The sequence below is a fragment of the Pseudonocardia sp. TMWB2A genome (assembly GCF_017312135.1).
Genome location: NZ_QKQY01000001.1, coordinates 1,065,394 through 1,083,635, shown reverse-complemented (window position 1 = coordinate 1,083,635; position 18,242 = coordinate 1,065,394). Strand labels below are relative to the sequence as shown.

Genomic DNA, 18,242 nt, shown 5'->3' with positions numbered 1-18,242 from the left:
TGCTATAAAGAGCAACGCTAACGTCGCACTTGACGCGAAACTCGACGCTCCTTCTTCGGCAAGAAGCTGCCTTTTTCTCTTCTACGCTACCTGGCTTGATTGTGGGCACGCGGTCCGCAATTTTATTATTGCCACTTATAAGGAGCTTCAATCATGGCTACCGGCACCGTTAAATTCTTCAATGCAGACAAAGGCTATGGCTTCATCACCAATGATGATGGCGGCCCCGATGCTTTCGTCCACATCACCGCGGTAGAAGCCGCTGGCCTGCGCGGTTTGGACAAGGACCAGAAGGTCACATATGAATTGCAGCAGGATCAGCGCGGCAAAACTTCGGCGTGCAATCTGCAAGTCGACTGAGCTTCATGCTACAAGATGAAAAAAGGGGCTTTGGGGTCCTTTTTTTGTGGCCGGATGGGCCGGAAACCTTCTCCCTTGGTGGGGGAAGGAGCGAGAATTTGCCTTAAGCTTTTTCTTCCGGCTCCGCGCCTAGCCCGTGGCGCATGAGCATCGGCACGTTGACCAGCACGAACAGGAAGGACACAGCGGTTACGCCCCATACTTTGACGGTGAGCCAAGTGTCGAAGGTCAGCACCGCGCGCATCACTTCGTTGGCGAGCGCGAGGGCCAAGAAGAAAAGGCCCCAATTGCGCGAAATTTTTAGCCAGCCGGCTTCGTCCAGCCCGTCAAAGGCGGCTTCGAACACATATTTGAGCAACGCCTTGCCCTTCATCCACCCGCCAATCAGCAGCGCGGCAAAGAAGGCGTAGATGATGGTTGGCTTTAACTGGATGAATTTGGCGTCATGAAAATAGACGGTAAGCGCGCCGAAACCGATCACCAGCACCGCCGACAGCCATTGCATCGGTGACACTTTGCCAAGTTTCCACTTGGAAATGACGATGGCGATGACAATCGCGACCATGAACGCAATCGTCCCCTGGATCATCGCGGCAGTCTGGCCGAACCCGTCACCGCTGCCTTTGGGCGCGGCATATTTATAGGTCAAGAAAAACACCAGAAGCGGTCCGAAATCGAGCAAGAAGGGCAAGAACCCGCCTTGCTTATGCACAGGCTTTTCCTGATGCGCGGCCTCTTCGGCAAAGACGCTGGGGTCAGGTATTTCTTCGGACATATTAACCTCATACTGCTCCCCTCCCGTTTACGGGAGGGGCAATGAAGCCTTATTGCTGCAAGCAATTAGGCGAGTGGGGTGGGCATAGGTTTGCGCTTAGGCCGACAGACCCACCCCCAACCCCTCCCGCAAGCGGGCGGGGCTTTAGATTCTAAAAATTCCCCGCAATCGCATTGGCGACCAGTTGCGGATGGAAGGGGCGCAGATCATCCAGACCTTCGCCAATCCCGATAGCATGAATCGGAAGGCCGTATTTCTCTGCCGCCGATACCAGTACGCCGCCGCGCGCTGTGCCGTCCAGCTTGGTCATTACCAATCCCGTCACGCCCGCCATTTCCTTGAATACATCAATTTGGGAGAGCGCATTTTGCCCGTTGGTCGCGTCCAGCACCAGCACAATATCGTGCGGGCTTTCGGGGTTGATCTTGCCGAGGACACGCTTGACCTTGGCCAGTTCCTCCATCAGCTCGCGTCGGTTCTGTAAGCGTCCGGCGGTGTCGACAATGAGGACATCACTGCCCGCGCTTTGCGCTTGCTTATAGGCGTCGAATACGACGCTTGCCGCATCGCCGCCTTCGGGACCGGAGACGATGGGAACGCCCAAGCGTTCGGCCCAGATTTTAAGCTGGCCGATGGCCGCCGCGCGGAAGGTATCGCCCCCCGCGAGCATCACAGAATAGTCCATTTCCTGAAACAGATGCGCAAGCTTGGCGATGGTAGTAGTCTTGCCCGACCCGTTGACGCCGATCACAAGGATGACGTGCGGACGCGGGAAGGCTTCGATTTCGAGCGGCACAGCCACGGGGGCGAGCACCTTGGCTACCTCGTCGGCAACCACCGCGCGAATATCTTTTTCTTCGAGGTCACGGTCGAGGCGCTGGCTTGCCAGCCGGTCGCGGATGCGCGCGGCCATGCTAGGCCCCAAATCCGACATGATAAGCGCATCTTCAATTTCGTCGAGCATCGCATCATCGACGCCGCGCCCGAACAGGCCGGAGATATTCTCGCCCAGCCGCTCCGAGGTGCGCTTCAAGCCGCCAAAAACCCGGTCCTGCCAGGAAAGTCCAGTCATGCGATCAAAAAGCCTTTTTCAACCCGTTTGATAGTTACCGGCGCGATATGGCCGGGGGGGAGGGGATTTTCCAGTCTTATGCCGGCAAAATTTTCTGCGTGGCCCGTCAGGCCGTCGCGCTCGACCAGCAGATTTTGTTCTGTGCCGACAAGGCTTTCAAGGAAGGCGGCCTTGTTGGCAGCGCAGGCATCGCGCAACCTGCCTGCGCGCTCCTTGATGAGCGGAACGGCAAGCTGCGGCATCCGCGCGGCGGGTGTGCCTTCGCGCGGCGAATAAGGGAAAATATGGCCGTAAACGATGGAACAGTCCGTAATTAACTTCAGACTATTTGCGAACATCGCCTCGCTTTCCGTTGGAAAACCGGCAATAATATCCGCGCCAATGGCGATATCGCTGCGCGCGGTCAACAGGCGCTCCACCACCGCAATGGCCTGCTCGCGGCTATGGCGGCGCTTCATCCGCTTGAGGATCATATTGTCGCCCGCCTGCAGGCTCAGATGAAGGTGCGGCATCACCCGGCGTTCCCCGGTCACCAGCGTAAACATGCGCTCGTCAATCTCGATACTGTCGAGCGAGGATAAACGCAGCCGCTCCAGCCCACGCACATGCACCAAGAGCCGCTCGATCAAATGGCCGAGCGTCGGCTGACCCGGTAGGTCATGGCCATAGCTGGTCACATCAACACCGGTGAGGACAATCTCCTTATGGCCTTCATCGACCAGTTGCTGCACCTGATCGACCACCACGCCTGCGGGCACCGACCGGCTATTGCCGCGCCCGTAAGGGATGATGCAGAAAGTGCAGCGATGGTCACAGCCATTTTGCACCTCCACGAACGCGCGGGCATGGTCGGCAAAAGCGGCGGCGAGTTGCGGCGCGGTATCGGTTACCGCCATAATATCCGTCACATGAATTTTGGGCGCGGGTGCGACGCGCAGGGGTGACAGATATTGCGAGGGGTCGGCTTTTTCGCGATTGCCAAGGACAAGATCGACTTCCGCCATCCCGCCGAAACTGGCCGGATCGATTTGCGCGGCGCAGCCTGTCACCACCAGCCGCGCGTCGGGATTGTCGCGCTTGGCCCTGCGGATCGCGCGGCGGGTCGAACGCACCGCTTCCTGCGTCACCGCGCAGCTATTGACGACGATCAGCGGTTCATCATGGCCTGCCTGCGCGAGTTGCAAGCGAATGGCTTCGCTTTCAGCGATATTGAGGCGGCAGCCGAGCGTGATGGTGGTGACGTCAGACGGCGGCGATGCGGGGGGCTTCACAGGCACGTTCACGGGAAATGCGCCCAATCAATCTCGCCTTCAAATACGAAGGTTGCGGGGCCTTGCATCAGGATAGGCTCGCCCGGAGCCCAGCTTATGACCAGATCGCCGCCGGGGAGGCTCACCGTGACCGGCGATTGCACCTTGCCTTGGCGGATCGCGGCAACAGCGGTCGCGCACGCACCCGTGCCGCACGCCTGGGTCAAGCCCGCCCCGCGCTCCCAAACCGCAAGATTGAGCGTATTAGGTCCGGTTACTTGCGCGACATTCACATTGACCCGCTCGGGAAAGAGCGGGTCATGTTCGATGAGCGGCCCCACCGCGCCCAAGGCAATTGCGTCCAGATCTTTCACAAAGAAAACCACATGGGGGTTACCGACATTGACCGCCATCGGGGCGCTAAGACCATCCCACGCAACCGGCATGGCGGCGGTGTCCATAGCATAGCCGAGCGGAATATCCTCCCATGCAAAGCGGGGGGTGCCCATATCCACGGTCGCATCCTGCCCGTCAGTTGTCGCCTCAAGCAGTCCGGCGGCGGTTTCGATACGGCTTTCGGCCAAGCCTTCGCGCCCCAAAATCGCCGCGACACAGCGTGTGGCATTGCCGCACGCCGCGACCTCGCTGCCATCCGCGTTGAAGATGCGCATTTTGACCGTCGCCCGTGCTGATGGTTCCAGCAGGATAAGCTGGTCGCAGCCAATTCCGCTATGCCGGTTGGCCAGCGCGGCGGCGCGCGTGGCGGTCATTGCGACCGGCTGCGCGCGCGCGTCGAGAATGACAAAATCATTGCCCAGCCCGTGCATTTTTTTAAAAGCGGTGCGCGTCATGCGCGCGCATTTACGCGCAACACAGGGCCAAGTCCAGCTGAACGCGCTTGACTTGAAAGGGGAAGGGAAGGCTTGGGCGCCTTCCGCTTACACCGCCTTGCTCAGCGGGGTGACATTGGCCTCCATATGGAGGGCGTTGCCTTCTTCGCCGGGCAACCCCGGATAAAGATTGCGGTCGAGCAGCAAGGCGCGGGTCTGCGCATTGGACATCGGACGGCCAAAATACCAGCCTTGCCCCTTGGCACAGCCCAGTTCGATGAGCTTGCGCTCAATATCCTCGTCCTCAATGCCTTCTGCCGTTACCGGCATCCCCAGACTTTCGCCAAGGCGCGCAATGGCGGCGACAATCGCGGCGCTATCCTTGCTGGTGAGCATCGAGGACACAAAGCTGCGGTCCACCTTGATGCGGTCGAAAGGCAACGCGCGCAAATGCGCCAGCGACGAATAGCCGGTGCCGAAATCATCCAGCGCAATCTGGATGCCCTGATTTTTAAGGCTGCCGATGATCGATTGCGCAAGGCTCAAATTATCGAACAGCGAGCTTTCGGTAATTTCGATTTCCAGCCGATCGGCAGGGAAGCCGGTTTCGACCAGGAGCTTGACGATTTTTTGCGCAAGCCAAGGGTCTTTAAGCTGGGTCGGTGAAATATTGACCGACAGGGTAAGCGAGGGATCCCACAGCTTGGCATCCTCCATCGCCTGACGGATGAGGTAGAAGCTCAAATCGGTGATGAGGCCACATTCTTCCGCAATCGGAATGAATATCTCGGGCGAGATCATCCCGTGCGTCGGAGATTCCCAACGCGCGAGCATCTCGAAGCCTTTGAGGCGGCCCGTCGCCAGTTCGACCTGCTGTTCGTAAAAGGGCATGAAATGGCCGAGCGGAATACCTTCGCGGATGCCCGCTTCGATATTGTTGCGCGCGCGCAATTCGCGCTCCATCGACGCATCAAACCAGCAAAAGCGGTTCCGTCCGCGCTTTTTGGCATCATACATGGCGATGTCGGCGCGGCGCATCATCGCCTCGACCGTATCCGCGCCCGGCTCGATGCGCGCTAGGCCCATCGAGGTCGAGATAGTGATATGGATGCGGTCCGATACAATCGGCTGGGCAAGGGCTGCAACCAGCTTTTCGGCGAGCCGGTTGACGAGGTCGGGGTTGCCGGGGTCAAATGCGAAGGCGCAGACAAATTCATCGCCGCCCAGCCGCGACATCAAGGTCGATGCGGGCAATATCTGCTCCAGCCTTTTGGCGGTTTCTTTCAACACCATATCGCCAATCGCATGGCCGTGCACATCATTGACATTTTTGAAATGGTCGAGGTCGAGCATGAAGAAAGTGACCGACTTACCGCGCCGCATGGCGGCCGTAATCAGCTTGGCGCCTTCTTCGGAAATCGAACGGCGGTTCAAAAGACCGGTGAGCGGATCGGTCGCGGCCAAGGTTTGCGCGCGCTCTTCGGCAGCAGTGCGGTCGGAAATTTCGGCATTAAGGTCGCGGTAACGCCGCCAGGCAAACAGGATGAGCGCAATATTGAGGATGAGCGTTGTATTCAACAGACTGCTTTGTCCGCCGCCATAGCCTGCCAAGCGGTTGACAATGCCGCTCATTGCCTGCCCGCCGGTGCCGATAAACAACAGGATGGCGATGACCATGATGCCGCCCGTCAGCACATCCTGCCGCGCGCTTCCCATTCTGCCATCTGTGCCAATCGCGCCATCGGTCCGTATTTTGCCCACCAGACTGTTCATTGCGAATCCCTGTTCTTTGCCCCGGAGCGCCCGATTTCATGTGTCCGGACACCCAAGTCCTTAAAAATGGGGCAAAATAGTGTAGATGTTATTAATGCCCTACGGGTTTTGCTTGCGAAACAAGGGGAAGACGGCTACAGGCCGCAGCGAAACGCGTCTTTCGGGGCGCATATATTTACATCCGCGACAAAATTGTCTGTCCAAGGATGGCCGCTGGTTGGCGAGGTTTCGCCCACCGGCGCGTTTTGCGTTGTAACGATTTGGCTGCATTTTGCCATGCAGTGCGGATCGGAAAGGTGAGTTGGTATGTTCGATAGTTTAAGCCAGAGGCTGGGTACGGTATTTGACCGGCTCAAGGGCCGTGGTGCGCTGAACGAACAGGATGTGCGCGACGCGATGCGCGAAGTGCGGATCGCGCTGCTGGAAGCCGATGTCGCGCTTCCCGTTGTGCGCAGCTTCATCGAACAGGTCACCGAACTGGCTATCGGCCAGGATGTGCTGCGCTCGGTCACGCCGGGGCAGATGGTCATCAAGATTGTCTCTGACGGACTCACCGAAATGCTCGGCTCGACCGCGAGCGAGTTGAACCTCAATGTCACCCCGCCTGCGATCATCATGATGGTGGGTTTGCAAGGGTCGGGTAAAACCACGACCACCGCCAAAATCGCCAAGCGTCTCAAGGAAAAAGAGCGCAAGAAAGTTTTGATGGCCTCGCTCGACGTCAACCGTCCGGCGGCGCAGGAACAGCTTGCAACGCTCGGCAAGCAGGTTGATGTGGCAACGCTCCCGATTGTTGCGGGGCAACAGCCGGTCGATATTGCCGCCCGCGCCTTGCAGGCCGCAAAACTGCAAGGCTTTGACGTGCTGATGCTCGATACCGCGGGCCGTCTCCATGTCGATCAAGGCTTGATGGACGAAATGCAGGCGGTGGCGAAAGCGACCAGCCCCACCGAAACGCTGCTCGTCGTTGACTCGCTCTCGGGTCAGGATGCGGTGCAGGTCGCCAAAAGCTTTTCCGAACAGGTGGACCTGTCGGGCGTCGTCCTCACTCGCATGGATGGTGATGCGCGCGGCGGTGCGGCGCTGTCGATGCGCGCGGTTACGGGCAAGCCTATCAAATTTGCCGGCACGGGCGAAAAGATGGATGCGATTGAACCCTTCCATCCGCAGCGCGTCGCACAGCGTATCCTTGGTATGGGCGATGTGGTCAGCTTGGTCGAAAAGGCCGCTGAATCCATCCGCGCCGAAGATGCCGAAGCGATGGTCCGGAAAATGGCGCAGGGCAAGTTCGACATGAACGACCTGCGCGCCCAGTTGCAGCAAATGAGCCGTATGGGCGGTCTTGGCGCGCTTGCGGGCATGATGCCCGGAATGAAGAAGGCACAAGCCGCGATGGCATCGGGCGCGGTCAATGACAAAACGCTCGTCCATCTGGATGCGATCATCAGTTCGATGACGCTCAAGGAGCGCAAAAAGCCTGACGTCATTAACGCCAAGCGTAAGATCCGCATCGCCAATGGCTCCGGCACTACCGTGCAGGAAGTCAATAAGCTCCTCAAAATGCATCTCGAAATGGCCAATGCCATGAAGAAGATCAAGAAAATGGGCGGTATGAAGGGCCTGATGGGGATGCTCGGTGGCATGGGCGGCAAAGGCGCCGGGGGGTTAGGCGGCCTGCTCGGCGGCATGGGTGGCGGTGCTGCCGGTGGCAGTGATGCGATGCCCGACCTTAAGGATATTGAAGAACAGCTTGGCAAGCTGGGTGGTCCCGGTGGAGCGGGTGGTCTCGGTGGCGGGGCAGGCGGTTTGCCCGGCCTTGGCAGCCCCAAATTACCGCCGGGCTTTCAAAATTTCATGAAGAAGAAATAAGTCGATTTTGTTTTACGTTTAATTTTTAGATATTTGTTTTTGAAAGGGAAAATATAATGGCAACTGCAATTCGCTTGTCGCGTGGCGGCTCGAAAAAGCGTCCTTACTACCGCATCGTCGTCACGGATTCGCGCAGTCCGCGCGATGGCCGTTTCATCGAACGTCTTGGCAGCTACAACCCGCTGCTCGCCAAGGATGACGAAAAGCGCGTGGTGCTGGACGTTGAACGCGCCAAGCATTGGGTTTCGGTAGGTGCGCAGCCGACCGACCGCGTCGCCCGTATGCTCGATGCCGCCGGCATCAAGGAACGCGCCGCCAAGAACAACCCGCAAAAGGGTGAACTGGGCGCGAAGGCCAAGGAACGCATCGAAGAAAAGGCCCAGAAGGCCGCTGAAGCCGAGGAAGCCAAGAAGGCTGCCGAGGAAGAAGCCAAGGCTGCTGCTGAAGCTCCGGCTGAAGAAGCGGCTGCCGAAGAAGCGGCTGAAACCGTTGAAGTTGTTACCGAAGAACTCAACGAAGCAACCCCCGACGAGGCGGCCGAGGGTTAATGCCACAATCCTCGCAATCCGTCACGCTGGCCGTCATCATCGGCGCGCATGGCGTGACGGGCGAGGTGCGCTTGAAGCTGTTCGGCGACGGGCCGGACAGCCTCAAACGCTTCAAATCCCTGAACGCGGGCGCCCGTGCGCTCACGCTCAATCAATTGCGTCCCGGCAATAATGGCGCGATTGCGCGCTTCGCCGAGATTAGTGATCGTAACAGCGCAGAGGCCCTGAAGGGCACGGAACTGACCGTCGCGCGTGACGCGCTTCCCCCGCTCGAAGAGGGTGAATATTATCATGCCGACCTGATCGGCCTTGCCTGTGTGACGCCCGATGGCGCGCCCATAGGCACAATCGTCACGGTCGAAAATTTCGGCGCGGGCGACATTATCGAAATCGAAAAACCGGCAGAAGAAGGCAAAAAGCCTAAGCGCGTTATGGTACCCTTGCGCGTTGAAGCCGTGCCCGAATGGGATGCGACCCGCGCGATCATCCATCCCGACTGGCTGGAATAAGCCGCGCCCACAAAAGCCTTGCCATTCATCTTCTATGTATATACATAATGTATATACAGGAGGCGAATATGGCCAAAGAATATAAAGCCAAAATTTTCAAGTCGGGCAATTCGCTCGCGCTGCGCCTGCCCAAGGCGCTCGGCCTTCAAGAAGGCGTGGAAATGGTCGTGCGCGAAGAACATTCCAAATTTGTTTTTGAACCGGCTGACAAGCCCAAGCGCAGGATCGACGTCAGCAAATTTTGGGGCAAGGCGCCCGATCTGGAGCCGCTGACCAATGATGATCGTGGCTTCGATCCCAGCCCGCGTCCGTGGGATGATCCCGACTGGAAAGGGTGGGGGAACAAGGCGGGATGAAATATTTGCTCGACGCAAATATTATCATCTACGCACTCACCGGCACGGGCGACAGGTTACGGTACAATCTGGCGCGCTGTTCGGAAGGCGATTTGGCAATATCCGCCATCGCTTTTGCGGAAGTCGCCAAGGGCATCGGGCTAGGCAAGCCGCCACCGCTGGCTGCGCTCGATGCCTTTATGGAGGAAGTGACCTTGCTCCCGTTCGACGCTGCGGCGGCGCAAGCCTATGCGCGCCTGCCCTTCCGGCGGGGCAGCTTTGACCGGCTTATCGCCGCCCATGCGCTCGCGACCGGACTCACCTTGGTGACGAGCAATGAAGTGGATTTCGCGGATATTCCGGGTCTCAAAGTAGAAAACTGGATGGTTTAGAAGCACGCGGTTAAGAGCGCAGGCGCTGCGCGTATCGAAAAGGAACAGCAACAGGCATTGCAAATGCGCGCTCCCCCCGACGACGCGCTTTGAAATCTGCGCACTTGTGCCTAAGAGCAACCCCTATGACTTTCGCCGCGCAAATTATCACGCTTTATCCCGATATGTTTCCAGGACCTTTGGGGCATAGCCTTGCGGGTCGTGCGCGTGAGGAGGGGCGGTGGAGCCTCGATACCATCCAGTTGCGCGACTTTGCCACTGACAAGCATCGCACGGTCGATGATACACCGGCAGGCGGCGGGGCAGGGATGGTGTTGAAATGCGATGTGCTGGCTGCGGCGGTCGATGCGGCGGATGCGCAGATGCGGGCTACGTTGGGGGATGCGGATGCTGGCGGCGGTGTCTCGACTTCTCTCGTCACGAACGGGGGTGATGAAGGCGGACGTGGAAGCAATACCCCCATCCTCGCCATGACGCCGCGCGGGCGCCCGATTACGCAACAGCGCGTGCGCGAACTGGCAGGCGGGGCGGGCGTCACCATTTTGTGCGGTCGTTTTGAAGGCTTTGACGAACGCCTGTTCGACGCGCGCCCGCATATCGAACAGGTCAGCATGGGCGACATCATCCTGTCAGGAGGGGAGATGGGCGCGCTCATGTTGATGGATGCGATTATCCGACTGCTGCCCGGCGTGATGGGGTCGGATATGAGCGGCGAGGAGGAAAGCTTTGAAAGCGGTCTCCTCGAATATCCTCATTATACACGGCCCGCGACATGGGAGGGGCTTACTATCCCCGATGTGCTACGCTCCGGCGACCATGCCAAAATCGAACGCTGGCGGCGCGAACAGGCCGAAGCCGACACCAAAACGCGCCGCCCCGATCTGTGGCAACGCCACCGTGCAAAGCAGGGCGGGGACTTATAAAAACCGGCCAATTAGCATTTGCAATTTCGCGCCAATTTGCTAAGGGCCGCGCTTCGCTGGAAAGCTTCGCCTTTCAGCCGGTGCGTTTCTGAACCGTTGTGATCGGGAAACGATGCCGTAACCAATCGGTTATGCAACCGGATTTTGACAGAATCCCATATCGGGGTTCGGATCCGTTTTGCCTCTGACGCGCAACGAAAAACACAGGAGCGAAGAGGCCATGAACCTCATCCAGCAGATCGAAGCCGAGCAGATCAAAAAGCTCGACAAAGCTATTCCCGAATTCCGTCCCGGAGACACGCTGCGCGTTGGTGTGCGCGTTGTCGAGGGTGAACGCACCCGCGTCCAGAATTATGAAGGCGTGTGCATCGCGCGTTCGAACAAGGGCATGGGATCGAACTTCACGGTTCGCAAAATTTCTTTCGGTGAAGGTGTGGAACGTGTTTTCCCGCTTTATTCGCCGAACATCGACAGCATCACCGTCGTGCGTCGCGGTGTCGTGCGTCGTGCCAAGCTCTACTATCTGCGCGGTCGCACCGGCAAGCGCGCGCGTATCGCGGAACGCCGCGATGTGCGCACCGAAGCCACCGCTTCGGCAGAATAAACTTCGTTTCGTTAAGCGAAACACAAAAAGAGGCGCTCCGGTGAAAACCGGGGCGCTTTTTTTGTTAAACGTTAGGGTTTTGGATTATCCATATCCCGCCGCGCAATTTCCATTTTCCCCGCCTTGTTATCCAGAAACCAAGTCATTTTATTGCTGGTTGTGATGACCGCAAGCGGCATCGCCATACTTAGCATTTCAAAACTGTGGATTTCGGTGGGGTAGGGGTCGAGGACGTGCGAGACAATCATCATCTGCGCTTTGGCGCCTTTCGGTCCTGCTTGCGCCGTATCGATAGTCAGGCAACTATTGGCAAATTTGCGTTCGCCCACTTTGACACCGTCGCGATAATCGAACCGGTAATGGCCGCCGAACGGAAAGGCGGTCGTGCTGGTCTGCGGGGTCAATATATAGATGCTGTCAATCTTGCCGGGCCCCGAGCGCGGCAGAATCACTATATTGAGGTTCGCCTTTGTGCAACGCTCAATACCGTCCAGCGAAGGCAGCGTGCGCAAGGCGACAAGGCGCAATTCTTCGGCAGATAATATTTGTTCGGCAGGGTTGGAGAGCGTCTTGCCGCTAATCTGCCGGTCATTCCACAGACTTTGGTAAAAGCCGCGCGCGCTACCATCGTCCAGCATTTCATAAAAAGTGGTGCGCAGCCCTTCGGCTGTGTTCACCGTCACCCATCCGGCAGCTTTTGCCGGGATTTTATTTTGGGGAATATCGCGCAACATCGCATCCGTCGCCTCCCACGCTGCGCGGTCATAACGGTACAGCTGCAACCCTCGATCTGCCAAGGCTTGCGCCAGCCGCATTTCGGTTTGCAGCGTATCAGCCTGTTTGGCGGGAGATGTGGCAGGAGAGGCAGGTGCGGTTTGTGCCAAAAGAGGCGCGCCCGCCATCAAGGCTGAAGCTACGCCAGCCGTCATGATACGTCCTATAAAGCTGTTCATCGATTCGCCCCTCTCCCTGATATCCCCATGCGTACAGGTGAGAGCGTATAGGATTTTGCCCGCGTCACCAACCAAAGAGATTCAAGGCTAATGCGCCCTCTCGCTCGCGCGTTGCGGTAAAAAAGCGATGAGGACGATGATGGCGGCGGCCAGCACGCGCGAGGTGTATTCCGGTTCCGCGCGCGCCATATTGTTGTGATGCTAAGGAAATAACGGGCAAGAAAGGGAGGGGCTTTCCTTCCAATCACCCTTGCTCCGGCCCGCCGCAGCATTTACCCCTGTTGCGTAATATGATTCAGGGAGAGACAGGAATGTCAGCATGGTTGAAAAGCGGGGTTGCCTTGGCCGCATTGATCGGGATGCAGCCGCTAGCAGCAAAGCCAATGGAAGCGACTGTGGACAGGGCGCACTCTGCCGGACAGGAGAATAGCATGGCCACCGCTTCATCCGACCATGAAGATGCGCGCGATGCGACGCGCAAGGGCAGACCCAAGGCGCAATCTGCCAAGCGCAAGGATGGCGCCACTTCGCCCGCGCCGGTGCAGGATGGCCGCCTCACGCTGGAGCGGATCGAAGAAGGCGGGTCGCTTGCCGGATCGACGCCGACCATGCTCATGTTCTCGCCCGACGGGACACAGCTTACCTATCTCAAACCGCGCGCCGATGAACGCGAGCGCAGTGATTTGTGGAGCATTGACCCCGCAACCGGTCAGGAGCGGATGCTCATCGACACCAAGGCGATTGGCGGTGGCGGCGAATTGAGCGAAGCAGAGAAAATGCAGCGCGAACGGCTGCGGCTCGGTGGCTCCAAAGGCCTTATCAGCTATCAATGGACGCCGGATGGCCGCGCGATTTTAGCCCCGCTCAACGGCGAATTGCTGTTGGTCGCGGTCGGCGGCAATGAAGATGGCAAGGTCACGCGCTTGCCCGCCAGCGCTAATGGCGCCCTCAACCCGACCGTCAGCCGCCGCGGCACGGCCTTGAGCTTTGTCAAGGATGGCGCGCTCTTTGTTGCACCGCTGGGGAGCGCAGCAGGCGCGCCGCGCCAGATTACAGACAAAGGCACCGAAACGGTGAGTTGGGGCGTGGCCGAATTTGTCGCGCAGGAAGAAATGCACCGCATGACCGGCCATTGGTGGTCGCCCGATGACAGCTTGATCGCGGTGGCGCGGGTCGATGACAGTCCTGTGGGCATTGTTAGTCGCGCGGCTATCGGCGCGGATGGCACTAAGGTTTTCAACCAACGCTATCCCAAGGCCGGGACGCCCAACGCCCTTGTCGACCTTTATGTCATGCGCCCCGACGGATCGGGCAAGGTCAAGGTTGACCTTGGCCCCAACCGCGATATTTACCTCGCGCGTGTCAACTGGTCGCGCGACGGCAAAACGCTCTATGTTCAGCGGCAGGACCGTCTGCAAAAACATATCGACCTGCTCGCCGCCGACCCGCTGACCGGCAAGACACGGTTGGTCTTTTCCGACACGCAGAAAAATTTCACCAACCTGTCAGACGATTTCCAATCGCTGGCTGATGGGAGCCTCCTATGGACGTCTGAAAAGTCGGGGTTCCGCCACATCTACCATATCAAAAACGGCAAATGGCGCGCGCTCACCAGCGGCAAATGGGAAGTCAATAAAATCGCCGCCCTCGATGAAGCGGGCGACCGCATCTATTTCATCGGCAATCGCGAGACCCCGCTGGAACCGCAGCTTTACTGGACGTCTTTGAGCAAGGGTGCAGGAGCCAAAGGCGCAGGCATGACCCGCGTTACCGAACCCGGCTTCAGCAACAGCGCCACCTTGCCCAAAGCGGCGAACAGCATGATTGTGACGCGGTCCTCCACCAGCCAGCCGCCGCAAGTCTATCTGGCCGACCGCGATGGCAAGCTTGTCAAATGGATTGCCGAAAATAAGGTGGCGGGGGACCATCCCTATGCGCCCTATATGGCGCGCCACCTGCCGACCGAATTCGGCACGATCAAAGCCAAGGACGGCACCCCGCTTTATTATTCAATGATCAAGCCCGCGATTATGCAGGCCGGACAGCGTTATCCCGTCTATATCCACCATTATGGAGGCCCCGGATCACGGCAGGTCGGTAATAAATGGGGCTCGGCACTCCACCAATATTATGCGCAGCAGGGCTGGGTCGTATTCACCCTCGACAATCGCGGCTCGCCCGACCGGGGCAAGGCGTTTGAAGACCAAATTTACCGCAAAATGGGCGGGGTCGAGGTCGAAGACCAGATGGCGGGCGCGGCCTGGCTTAAAAAACAGCCCTTTGTCGATCCCGACCGCATGGCGATTTATGGTTGGTCCTATGGCGGCTATATGACGCTGAAGCTGCTCGAAGCCGCGCCCAAAGGCTTTTATGCGGCTGGCGTATCGGGTGCGCCGGTGACGCAATGGGAGCTTTATGACACCCATTATACCGAACGCTATATGGGCCTGCCCACCGGCAAGGACGGCAAGGCCGCCTATGACAAAGCGAGCGCGCTGCCCGATGCGGGTAAGATCAATACGCCGATGCTACTCATCCACGGCATGGCCGATGATAATGTCGTGTTCGACAATGCAACCGCGCTCATGGCCAAACTCCAACGCGCCAGCGTGCCGTTCGAAACCATGCTCTATCCCGGTCAAACCCACCGCGTCGGCGGCCCGGGCGTGGGCTTGCATATGCAGCGCACGATCGAAGCATTTTTGAACCGGACGGTGAAGGACCGGAAGTAGGGGCTAAAGTAGGAAGCGGCGCGGTAGGAAAGTGGGACTCATTAAATCCCTCTCCCCTTGCGGGAGAGGGTTGCGAAGACCTGCGAACTTGTTCGTTAGTCGTAGCTGGGTGAGGGGTAAGCGATTGCCCTAGGTAATCGCGCGAGCCTTTGCCTCGCACCCCTCATCCAAGTCCGCATAATCGCTGCGCGATAAGGCTCCCTATCCTTCTCCCACAAGGGGAGAAGGTTTTTTCGCTCCCGCCGTAGTGGGAGCGGCAAAGGAAGAAAGGCTGATAAGGATAACCGCTATGCTGACCCGTCGCCATTTTATCGCAGGCACCACCGCCTTCTTCATCGCGGCGTGCGGCGAGGACAAAATAACAGCGCAAACACCTGCGCAATCCGCCCCCGTCTCACCCGCGCGACGCTCGGCCAATGAAGCCGCCGCCAAACTTATCGCCGCCGCACGCCAGCAGATTGGCGTTACGCTTCATTATGATCCGGCCTACACCAGTTTGGCTTTCCCTAATGGCGATGTGCCGCGTGAAAAAGGTGTATGCACCGATGTTGTCATCCGCGCCTACCGCGATGCGTTCGGCATTGACCTGCAAAGCCTCGTCAATGCCGATATGCGCACCGCCTTTGCAGCCTATCCCAAACGCTGGGGCCTCGCGCGTCCCGACCGCAATATCGACCATCGCCGCGTGCCGAACCTTGAAACCTATCTTGCGCGCCAATCGGCCAAGTTGCCGCTCACGACGGACCCGCAAAGCTGGCGCCCCGGCGATATTTTCACTGCAATGATCGGCAATAAACTCTCCCATATCGGCATCATCTCCGACCGCGTGACGCCTTCGGGCGACCCGCTCATCATCCACAATATCGGCAACGGCACCCAAGAAGAAGCCGCCCTGTTCGACCATAAACTCACCGGTCATTTCCGCTGGCGCGTGTGAATCGCGCTCGCGCTCCTGTGCGGGAAACTAAACCTAAATCAATATGATTTGCGGGAACGGGTGACGGGGCTTGTCGGTTGGTGGTGCATCTGCAACCGACATAGGAGACGAACGATGGACTGGAACCGCGTTGAAGGAAACTGGAAACAGTTCAAGGGCAAGGTGAAGGAAAAATGGGGCGAGCTTACCGATGACGAGCTTGACCAGATTAACGGCAATCGCGAGCAGCTCGAAGGCCGGATTCAGGAACGCTATGGCCTTGCCAAAGATCAAGTCAAACGAGATGTGGACGATTGGTATAACGATAATTCTGGCTGAGACACGTCAGATTAACAATTTTACCGCATAGACAACCGCCTGTCCCGCATATCGCAGGGCAGGCGGTTTTCTGTGAATAATAGTATCGGTAACAACAGGGATCTTATTGCGCGAGCAAGGTTAAGGCTTCAATCTTGTTGCCATCGGGGTCATGCACGAAAGCGGCGTAATAATGCGCGTCATAGGCTGGTCGCATCCCGGGCGGGCCATCCGCCGTGCCGCCATGCGCTAAGGCAATACGGTAAAAAGCATCCACATCCGCGCGCTTTTCAACTTCAAAGGCGATATGCACTCCATTGCCCGGCGTTGCCTTTTCCCCGTTTGTTGGAAGGTTGAGGCTAAACACAGTAATGCCCGCGCCATAGCCAATCGCGTCCGGAACATCAAAAGTGTTGCGCAGGCCGAGCGCCGCCATCACGGGGTCGTAAAAGCGGCGGGACCGGTCAAGATCGGAACTGCCAAGCGAGACATGGTGTAGCATAAGCCTGTCTTAAACCTTCCCCGCGACGCTGTCGATATTGTATGGAAATGCACCATTCCCCATATTGGTATCGGCCCATATTGGTATCGGAAGGATGATGGCCGATGGTGTTCGATCTGCGCGCGATGTTGCTGCGTAAGGGCGAGTTTGAAAGCGCGCGGCTGGATGATTTCGAATTTCGCCAGCGGGTCCGCAATGTCCGCTTATTTGCCGCACGGCGCGGGGTGGATGCGGCACCCTTGCTCGCGAAAATCGCCCTAGGCGACGATGAAAAACTTCTGGCAGGTCTGCTGGAAGGGCTGAGTGAAGGGGAGGCCGATGTGCTCACCCGCGACTGGTTCGCGGCGCGTGCGGACGCCTATCGCGAGCTGGTCGAAGAGTTAGGCGACCCGACGCCGATCCGCATGGCGTGATACCCGCCCAAGAATAAGTTTATACCGCACCGCAACATTGTTTTTGCGCGCGCGGCTGCAATCCGCTAAAGCCCCACTTTCAGGGAATGGGGCCAAGGATCGCAAATCCACTCTTGCCCACAGGAGAAGCTGAATTGGGTTATCGTGTCGTTGTAGTCGGTGCGACCGGGAATGTCGGTCGTGAAATGTTGAATATCCTTGCCGAACGCGAGTTTCCGATCGAGGAACTGGCGGCGGTCGCTTCGGCGCGATCGACCGGCAATATTATTGATTTCGGCGACACCGGCAAAACCCTCACGGTCAAAAATATCGAACATTTCGATTTTAGCGGCTGGGATATTGCGTTGTTCGCGGCTGGCTCCGGCCCGACCAAAGAATATGCGCCGAAGGCGGCAGCGGCGGGCTGCGTGGTTATCGACAATAGCTCGCTTTACCGCATGGACCCCGATGTGCCGCTCATCGTGCCGGAAGTGAATCCGGATGCGATTGACGGCTATACGAAGAAGAATATCATCGCCAATCCCAATTGTTCGACCGCGCAAATGGTGGTGGCGCTAAAACCCCTCCATGATGCAGCGACGATCAAGCGCGTGGTGGTGTCGACCTACCAGTCGGTATCGGGCGCGGGTAAGGAAGGGATGGACGAACTGTTCGAACAGACGCGCGCCATCTTCGTCGGCGACCCCAAAGAAAATAAAAAATTCACCAAGCAGATCGCGTTCAACGTGATCCCGCATATCGATGTTTTCCTTGAAGATGGTTCGACCAAGGAAGAATGGAAGATGGTCGCGGAAACCAAGAAAATCCTCGACCCCAAGATTAAGGTCACCGCAACCTGCGTGCGCGTGCCGGTCTTTGTCGGCCATTCGGAATCGATCAATATCGAGATGGAAAAAGAGCTTCCGGCGGAAGAAGCGCAAGCTATCCTGCGCGAAGCCCCCGGCGTGATGCTGGTCGATAAGCGCGAAGATGGCGGCTATGTGACGCCGATCGAAGCGGTCGGCGATTATGCGACCTTTGTGAGCCGTGTGCGCGATGATTCCACCGTCGACAACGGGCTTAACCTGTGGTGCGTGTCGGACAATCTACGCAAAGGCGCGGCCTTGAATGCGGTGCAAATCGCCGAATTGCTCGGCCGCCGCCATTTGAAGAAGGGCTAAGGAAAAGG

General features: G+C 58.2%; 20 protein-coding genes. 13 read left to right on the top strand and 7 right to left on the bottom strand.

From position 1 onward, the window contains the following. Positions 1-153 precede the first annotated feature (153 nt). Positions 154-360, top strand: coding sequence for a cold-shock protein (locus DMP17_RS04980; RefSeq protein WP_337827958.1), 207 nt, complete (start codon positions 154-156; stop codon positions 358-360). A gap of 103 nt (positions 361-463) precedes the next feature. Here the strand turns inward: DMP17_RS04980 and ispZ are convergent, their stop codons facing one another. The 5 genes from ispZ to DMP17_RS04955 form a co-directional block, all read right to left on the bottom strand. Next, positions 464-1,135: a septation protein IspZ gene (gene ispZ / locus DMP17_RS04975; RefSeq protein WP_337827957.1), complete on the bottom strand. Its 672-nt coding sequence runs from the start codon at positions 1,133-1,135 to the stop codon at positions 464-466. A gap of 151 nt (positions 1,136-1,286) precedes the next feature. Beyond that, positions 1,287-2,207 carry a signal recognition particle-docking protein FtsY gene (gene ftsY / locus DMP17_RS04970; protein ID WP_337827956.1) on the bottom strand — a complete coding sequence of 307 codons (921 nt, stop codon included), beginning with the start codon at positions 2,205-2,207 and terminating at the stop codon, positions 1,287-1,289. Further along, positions 2,204-3,490: a tRNA (N(6)-L-threonylcarbamoyladenosine(37)-C(2))-methylthiotransferase MtaB gene (gene mtaB, locus DMP17_RS04965; RefSeq protein WP_337827955.1), complete on the bottom strand. Its 1,287-nt coding sequence runs from the start codon at positions 3,488-3,490 to the stop codon at positions 2,204-2,206. The genes ftsY and mtaB overlap by 4 nt, the downstream gene beginning before the upstream one ends. Further along, the gene (gene dapF, locus DMP17_RS04960; protein WP_337827954.1) at positions 3,487-4,308 is read right to left on the bottom strand and encodes a diaminopimelate epimerase; all 822 of its coding nucleotides are present in this window, start codon (positions 4,306-4,308) and stop codon (positions 3,487-3,489) included. The genes mtaB and dapF overlap by 4 nt, the downstream gene beginning before the upstream one ends. Before the next feature lie 87 nt (positions 4,309-4,395). Continuing rightward, positions 4,396-6,060, bottom strand: coding sequence for a putative bifunctional diguanylate cyclase/phosphodiesterase (locus DMP17_RS04955; protein ID WP_337827953.1), 1,665 nt, complete (start codon positions 6,058-6,060; stop codon positions 4,396-4,398). Positions 6,061-6,366: 306 nt separating this feature from the next. Here DMP17_RS04955 and ffh point away from each other — a divergent pair, with 306 nt between their 5' ends. From ffh to rplS, 7 genes are all read left to right on the top strand, one after another. Further along, positions 6,367-7,929 (top strand): signal recognition particle protein, encoded by a 1,563-nt coding sequence (gene ffh, locus DMP17_RS04950; protein WP_337827952.1) that lies wholly within the window; start codon positions 6,367-6,369, stop codon positions 7,927-7,929. Between the two features lie 56 nt (positions 7,930-7,985). Further along, positions 7,986-8,477, top strand: coding sequence for a 30S ribosomal protein S16 (rpsP, locus tag DMP17_RS04945; RefSeq protein WP_337827951.1), 492 nt, complete (start codon positions 7,986-7,988; stop codon positions 8,475-8,477). After that, positions 8,477-8,986, top strand: coding sequence for a ribosome maturation factor RimM (gene rimM / locus DMP17_RS04940; protein WP_337827950.1), 510 nt, complete (start codon positions 8,477-8,479; stop codon positions 8,984-8,986). The genes rpsP and rimM overlap by 1 nt, the downstream gene beginning before the upstream one ends. 68 nt (positions 8,987-9,054) lie before the next feature. Next, positions 9,055-9,342, top strand: coding sequence for an AbrB/MazE/SpoVT family DNA-binding domain-containing protein (locus tag DMP17_RS04935; RefSeq protein ID WP_337827949.1), 288 nt, complete (start codon positions 9,055-9,057; stop codon positions 9,340-9,342). Beyond that, positions 9,339-9,713, top strand: a complete 375-nt coding sequence (locus DMP17_RS04930; protein ID WP_337827948.1) for a type II toxin-antitoxin system VapC family toxin — start codon at positions 9,339-9,341, stop codon at positions 9,711-9,713. Before DMP17_RS04935 ends, DMP17_RS04930 begins: the two co-directional genes overlap by 4 nt. 125 nt (positions 9,714-9,838) lie before the next feature. Next, the gene (gene trmD, locus DMP17_RS04925) at positions 9,839-10,636 is read left to right on the top strand and encodes a tRNA (guanosine(37)-N1)-methyltransferase TrmD (RefSeq protein ID WP_337827947.1); all 798 of its coding nucleotides are present in this window, start codon (positions 9,839-9,841) and stop codon (positions 10,634-10,636) included. A gap of 220 nt (positions 10,637-10,856) precedes the next feature. Further along, positions 10,857-11,240, top strand: a complete 384-nt coding sequence (gene rplS, locus DMP17_RS04920) for a 50S ribosomal protein L19 (RefSeq protein ID WP_337827946.1) — start codon at positions 10,857-10,859, stop codon at positions 11,238-11,240. A 71-nt stretch (positions 11,241-11,311) separates the two neighbouring features. Here rplS and DMP17_RS04915 read toward each other — a convergent pair whose 3' ends face one another. Beyond that, positions 11,312-12,193 (bottom strand): hypothetical protein, encoded by an 882-nt coding sequence (locus DMP17_RS04915; protein ID WP_337827945.1) that lies wholly within the window; start codon positions 12,191-12,193, stop codon positions 11,312-11,314. Between the two features lie 431 nt (positions 12,194-12,624). Between DMP17_RS04915 and DMP17_RS04910 the strand changes: the two genes are divergently transcribed. The 3 genes from DMP17_RS04910 to DMP17_RS04900 all read left to right on the top strand — a co-directional run bounded on the left by DMP17_RS04910 (position 12,625) and on the right by DMP17_RS04900 (position 16,180). Next, positions 12,625-14,925 (top strand): S9 family peptidase, encoded by a 2,301-nt coding sequence (locus DMP17_RS04910; RefSeq protein ID WP_337827944.1) that lies wholly within the window; start codon positions 12,625-12,627, stop codon positions 14,923-14,925. Positions 14,926-15,214: 289 nt separating this feature from the next. Next, complete coding sequence (locus tag DMP17_RS04905; protein ID WP_337827943.1) at positions 15,215-15,862, top strand: DUF1287 domain-containing protein; 648 nt, start codon at positions 15,215-15,217, stop codon at positions 15,860-15,862. 114 nt (positions 15,863-15,976) lie between these two features. Further along, the gene (locus DMP17_RS04900; RefSeq protein WP_337827942.1) at positions 15,977-16,180 is read left to right on the top strand and encodes a CsbD family protein; all 204 of its coding nucleotides are present in this window, start codon (positions 15,977-15,979) and stop codon (positions 16,178-16,180) included. Positions 16,181-16,283: 103 nt separating this feature from the next. On the opposite strand, the gene DMP17_RS04895 is transcribed toward DMP17_RS04900, so the two are convergent. Next, positions 16,284-16,661, bottom strand: coding sequence for a VOC family protein (locus DMP17_RS04895; RefSeq protein WP_337827941.1), 378 nt, complete (start codon positions 16,659-16,661; stop codon positions 16,284-16,286). A 104-nt stretch (positions 16,662-16,765) separates the two neighbouring features. On the opposite strand from DMP17_RS04895, the gene DMP17_RS04890 reads away from it, so the two are divergent. Then, positions 16,766-17,074, top strand: coding sequence for a hypothetical protein (locus tag DMP17_RS04890; protein ID WP_337827940.1), 309 nt, complete (start codon positions 16,766-16,768; stop codon positions 17,072-17,074). A 134-nt stretch (positions 17,075-17,208) separates the two neighbouring features. Continuing rightward, positions 17,209-18,234 (top strand): aspartate-semialdehyde dehydrogenase, encoded by a 1,026-nt coding sequence (locus DMP17_RS04885; RefSeq protein WP_337827939.1) that lies wholly within the window; start codon positions 17,209-17,211, stop codon positions 18,232-18,234. Positions 18,235-18,242: the final 8 nt, after the last annotated feature.